Source organism: Rhizorhabdus sp. (genome assembly GCF_018006725.1).
Lineage (GTDB): Bacteria > Pseudomonadota > Alphaproteobacteria > Sphingomonadales > Sphingomonadaceae > Rhizorhabdus.
This window is the reverse complement of sequence record NZ_JAGMXV010000284.1, coordinates 1-5,310: the sequence shown is the minus strand read 5'-3', so window position 1 is coordinate 5,310 and position 5,310 is coordinate 1. Positions and strand designations below refer to the sequence as shown.

The 5,310-nt window shown below is 62.5% G+C and carries 5 protein-coding genes and 2 pseudogenes; 5 read left to right on the top strand and 2 right to left on the bottom strand.

Annotation, left to right across the window (positions count from 1 at the left end):
- Positions 1 to 165 precede the first annotated feature (165 nt).
- The 3 genes and pseudogenes from KAY22_RS24015 to KAY22_RS24005 all read left to right on the top strand — a co-directional run.
- A pseudogene (locus tag KAY22_RS24015) lies at positions 166 to 324 on the top strand (helix-turn-helix domain-containing protein); the annotation flags it as partial.
- Positions 325 to 469: 145 nt separating this feature from the next.
- Positions 470 to 697: a hypothetical protein gene (locus KAY22_RS24010; protein WP_296625660.1), complete on the top strand. Its 228-nt coding sequence runs from the start codon at positions 470 to 472 to the stop codon at positions 695 to 697.
- Positions 687 to 2,351 (top strand): GMC family oxidoreductase N-terminal domain-containing protein, encoded by a 1,665-nt coding sequence (locus KAY22_RS24005; RefSeq protein WP_296625659.1) that lies wholly within the window; start codon positions 687 to 689, stop codon positions 2,349 to 2,351. The genes KAY22_RS24010 and KAY22_RS24005 overlap by 11 nt, the downstream gene beginning before the upstream one ends.
- 179 nt (positions 2,352 to 2,530) lie before the next feature.
- Here KAY22_RS24005 and KAY22_RS28010 read toward each other — a convergent pair whose 3' ends face one another.
- Together KAY22_RS28010 and KAY22_RS24000 are read right to left on the bottom strand one after the other, a co-directional pair.
- On the bottom strand, positions 2,531 to 2,893 hold the full coding sequence (locus KAY22_RS28010) for a Tn3 family transposase (protein ID WP_366514152.1): 363 nt from the start codon (positions 2,891 to 2,893) through the stop codon (positions 2,531 to 2,533).
- Positions 2,894 to 3,104: 211 nt separating this feature from the next.
- A pseudogene (locus tag KAY22_RS24000) lies at positions 3,105 to 3,623 on the bottom strand (transposase); the annotation flags it as partial.
- A gap of 113 nt (positions 3,624 to 3,736) precedes the next feature.
- On the opposite strand from KAY22_RS24000, the gene KAY22_RS23995 reads away from it, so the two are divergent.
- Positions 3,737 to 5,008, top strand: coding sequence for a cytochrome P450 (locus KAY22_RS23995; RefSeq protein WP_296625658.1), 1,272 nt, complete (start codon positions 3,737 to 3,739; stop codon positions 5,006 to 5,008).
- Between the two features lie 51 nt (positions 5,009 to 5,059).
- Positions 5,060 to 5,310 (top strand): 2Fe-2S iron-sulfur cluster-binding protein (locus KAY22_RS23990; protein ID WP_296625657.1); only part of this gene is annotated, 251 nt, incomplete at its 3' end.

The window sequence follows — 5,310 nt, the reverse complement described above, 5'->3', positions numbered from 1 at the left end:
AATCCGTTCACAATCGGTGTCCGGATCGTCGCGCCTGTTCGGAACGGTGTCAAGCTAGGTTGTGGACGCTTCGGCCCGCGGTGTCCGAAACCCTTCGGTTCCGGACAGGCGAAATTGCAACAGAGCCCTTGACACTTGGTTGATTACTCAATCAAGCATGCGGTCATGCAGGGCCAGCGAGTCACTCGTGAAAGAATCGTCGGAGCGGCAATGGAGTTGTTCTGGCTCAAGGGCTATGGCTCGACCTCCATCGCCGACATTTTGAGCCGCACCCAGCTTAACAGCGGCAGCCTCTATCACTTCTTTCCCGGCAAGCAGGATCTGCTGTTAGCGGTGCTCGAAACCTACCGGGCCGGCATCGCTCCCATGCTGCTTGAGCCGGCATGGGCGGTCATCGATGACCCGATCGAGCGGGTATTCGCGCTGCTCGCGCGCTACCGCGGCCTGATCCTGGAAAGTGATTGCACCTATGGTCGCCCGCTATGGCACGCTCTCGATCCCCGTCAGCATCCTTTACGCGCCCGACGACAACATCCTCGACGCGACGCTTCACGGGGAGCACACCGCCGCGCAGATCCCGGGCGCCGAGCTCATGCTGGTCGAGGGCGGGCACATGCTGCCCTTCACGCAAGGCCCCGCGACCGCACGCTGGATCCGGGCCGCGGCGGCGCGAAAGGAGCAGACCCATGCCCGATAACCTTCACGCGGACTATGTCATCGTCGGCGCGGGGTCGGCGGGATGCGTGCTCGCCAACCGACTGACCGCCGACGGGCGCACGACCGTGCTGCTGCTGGAAGCGGGCGGCGACGATCGGCCCGGCAAGGCGCGCGGTCAGTTCATGTCGAACCTGATGATCCACGTCCCCGTCGGCTACGCGCGGACGATCAAGGATCCCAAGGTCAACTGGCTGTACACCACCGAGCCCGACGCGGGCACGGGCGGGCGCCAGCACGTGTGGCCGCGCGGCAAAGTGCTGGGGGGATCGTCGTCGATCAACGCGATGCTCTACGTCCGGGGTCAGCGCGCCGATTACGACGGCTGGCGGCAATTGGGGTGCGAGGGCTGGGCGTGGGACGACGTCGCGCCCTACTTCCGCCGGTCGCAGAACCAGGAACGCGGCGAGTGCGACACGCACGGCGTCGGCGGACCGCTGCACGTGTCCGATCCCGCAAGCTCGCACGACGTGTCCGAAGCGGTGATCGCGGCGTGCGAGACGCTGGCGCTCGAGCATCGCGACATCAACGGGCCGGAGCAGGAAGGCGTCGGCTGGTACCAGGTCAACGTCAAGAACGGCCGCCGCCATTCTGCCGCCGTCGCCTACCTCCACCCGGCGATGACGCGCGCTAATCTCCGGGTTGAAACTCGCGCGCATGCATCGCGCGTGCTTTTCGACGGCGCGCGCGCGACGGGGGTGGAGTTCGTCCAGGACGGGATCACGAAGGTCGCGCGCGCGGACGCCGAGGTCATCCTCGCGGGTGGCGCGGTCAACTCACCCCAGTTACTTCAGTTGTCGGGCATCGGTCCCGCCGATCACCTGCGCGGGCTCGGCATTCCGATCGTCGCCGACCGGCCTGGCGTTGGCGAGAACCTCCAGGATCATTATGTCGTCGCGCAGAATTGGCGGCTCAAACCCGGTACCGTGTCGATCAACGAGCTAACCCGCGGCTTCCGCTTCATGGGCGAGGTCGCCAAGTATCTGTTCCAGCGGAAGGGCCTGCTGACACTGTCGGCGGCGCATGTGGCGGTGTTCTGCCGCTCACGCCCCGACCTAGCCGGCCCCGACATCCAGTTCCACATCCTCCCTGCCACGATGGACACCGACAAGCTCGTCAACGAGCAGAAGATGGTGCTGGAAACCGAGCCCGGCCTCACAATCGCACCTTGCCAATTGCGCCCGGAATCGCGCGGCCGGGTCCGTATCCGCTCCGCCGACCCGTCCGCGCACCCTGCTATCGAGACCAACTATCTTAGCGACACGATAGACGCGGAGGTTGTCGTCGCCGCTCTGAAATGGGGCCGCCGCATCGCCGCTGCCGCGCCGCTCGCGCGCTACATCGCGCACGAGACCAACCCCGGCATCGCCGTGCAGTCGGACGCGGACCTGCTGGACTATGCGCGGGCTTACGGCACGACGATCTACCACCCGGTGGGGACCTGCGCAATGGGCCACGGCCCGAACGCGGTTGTCGACCCGCAGCTGCGCGTCCACGGCATCGCCGCCTTACGTGTCGTCGACGCCTCGGTGATGCCGCGGCTGGTGTCGGGCAACACGAACGCGCCGACGATCATGATCGCGGAGAAGGCAAGCGACATGATCTTGGCTGCGAGGGGGATGCAGGTTTCGGCTTAACTCCCTTGCCCCCCGGCGGAGCCGGGGAACGGTTTGGAGCCGACCTGCCTTACCTCCGCTTTTGCCAACCTCCGCCCTACCACCTGCGCCAGCTTGCCCCAGGGCGGCCCGATCGTGTCCAACGCGTTGACGAAGCCTCCCTTGTAGGGGTCGGTTCCGGCTGAGGGCGAAATGACACCCTAAGCGTCTGTCCCTTTCGGCCAGAGATATTCGCCGGTGAGGAGGATGTGCGCCCAACCGAGCGGTGAGATATGGGCGAGAAGATGGTCGGGCGTATCGAGTCCTTCGCGACGTCGGGCTTCGACGGCATGGCCGAGATGCTTGGAGCTGGCCCGGAGGCGATGGCATGAGCAGGAAGCCGGAGCGTCCCCCGCCCGATCGCCGGCGCAAAGTGCGGTTTCGGGAGATCGCGCGCGGGATCGTCGCCAAGGACCGCTACAACCGCAAGTACGGCCTTGCCGTTGATACGGCAGGCGCCATCGCCAGGCATTGGAGCGAGCTTGAAGCGATGGTGTTGGCGGTGCCGGCGCCGATCCGGTCACCCGATATCCGCTGTCGAGCAACCGGCTACCGGACTCATGGAATGGGTGCCGATCCCGCCCCGCCCAAGAACTGCTTTTTGGAGCATTTGCCTGTTCACGCTGGGGCGTGGCGCCGAGCTGGCATTGGGCGGACACCTCGCTTTGACCATGACCAAACGGGGAACGGCCGATGGGAACTCGTCGTCCCCGGGCGTGCCATCGACAAGGCCATCAGCTTCGTGCGGCCGCGGAACGTGCCTGACTGACACGTCGCGAGATCAAGGCCGCAGAATTTCAGAAACTCGCGATGATGATTGAACCGGCGCAGATCGCCGGCTTCTGCCAGGATGGTCAGCGCGTTGATCGGGCCGATGCCAGGAATCTTGCGCAGCAGTTGGTAGTCGACATGCTCGGCCAGTCTGGCATGGGCAAGCCGCTCTATCTCGTCACGCTGTTGGATGAGGCTTCGCCCCTGCGCGATGCCCATGCGAAACATGGCGATTGCTGCCGAATCCTCCGGGACCGGCAGAGCGATGGAGGCGCAGGCCGTTTCGTATATGTCGTTGATGAGACGGGCCTTGGAAACCTTACGGCCGATGAGAGGCCAGGCCGCGGCGGAGAATGTCTCGGCCTCGAGCGCGATGATGCTGGCAAGAGTCGGGAACCGCTCGATGAGCGCAAAGAACCAGTCGGACCTGCTGTTGCCGGCGAAACGGGCGATCTCGGGAAAGTAGAGCGGCAAATAGTGGGTGGACTTACACGCTGCCCCGGTTATGCATTGCGATTGACGTAGAAACGGCGCAATTTGCGGATCCGTAGGATCATCCAGCGTCGATCTGGATGACCGGGGGAGAGAGACTGATCATGGCCACCGCCTCCAAGCAAATCGAGGACGAGGCAATCGAGGCGGCCCGCTCGATCGCCTATTCGATGCCGATAGAAGATATCGACATGACCGACTCATCGCGCTTCGTCGATAATACCCATTGGGCATTTTTCGAGCGGCTCCGAAAGGAAGCCCCGGTGCATTATTGCGCCAACGGCCGGTTCGGCCCGTTCTGGTCGGTGACGCGCTACAAGGACATCATGGCGGTTGATACCAACCACGCAATTTTTTCCTCGGAAGCGCATCTCGGTGGCATCACGGCTAAGGATCAGGATGATGATTTCATCCTGCCGATGTTCATCGCGATGGATCAACCCAAGCATGACGTGCAGCGCAAGGCGGTGTCGCCGATCGTCGCCCCGGCCAATCTGGCCGTGCTCGAAGTGCTGATCCGCGAGCGCGCTCAAAAGATTTTCGATAATCTGCCGATCAATGAGCCGTTCGACTGGGTCGACCGCGTCTCGATCGAACTGACAACGCAAATGCTCGCTACGCTGTTCGATTTTCCCTGGGAGGATCGGCGCAAGCTTACATATTGGTCCGACGTGACGACCATCGATGTCAGCGCGCCTGATGCCAAAATGACCCGCGACGAACAGCGCGCGATCTTGATCGAATGCCTCACCTATTTCACGGGCCTGTGGAACCAGCGTGTCAACGCGCCTCCGGCGGGTGATCTAATCTCGATGATGGCGCACAATCCGTCGATGCGCGACATGCAGCCGATGGAATATCTCGGCAATTTGGTGCTGTTGATCGTTGGCGGCAATGATACCACGCGCAACTCGATCACTGGCGGCCTGCTGTTCCTTAACGAGAATCCGGGCGAGTATCAAAAGCTCCGCGATAACCATGAGCTGATCGAATCGATGGTGCCTGAGATCGTCCGCTATCAGACCCCGCTCGCGCATATGCGCCGTACTGCGCTTCAGGATACCATCCTGGGCGGTCAGCACATCAAGAAAGGCGACCGCGTCGTGATGTGGTATGTCTCGGGCAATCGCGACGAAACCGAGATCGAAAATGCGGATGCATTCATCATCGATCGCGCTCGCCCGCGTCAACATCTGTCGTTCGGGTTCGGAATCCATCGCTGCGTCGGCAATCGTCTGGCCGAGATGCAGTTGAAGATCGTCTGGGAAGAAATACTAAAGCGCTGGCCGATGATCGAGGTGGTTGAGCCGCCGGTTCGGGTACAATCGGCCTTTGTCAAAGGTTATGAGCGCATGATGGTGCGTATTCCGGGCTGATCCCCCCTTTGATTGCTGATCTGTCATATCACTGAATATTCGGGGGACTTCATGCCGCGCGTCACTTTCGTTGAACCCAGTGGTACCGAACATCAGGTAGAAATTGCGAACGGTTATTCGGTCATGGAGGGCGCTCTCAATAACAGCATTTGCGGGATTGATGGCGATTGTGGTGGCAATTGCGCCTGCGGCACCTGCCATGTCTATGTCGCGGCCGAATGGCGCGAGCGGACCGGTACGCAGAGCGAAATGGAGCATGACATGCTCGAATTTGCCGAAGGCGTACGCGCGGATAGCCGGCT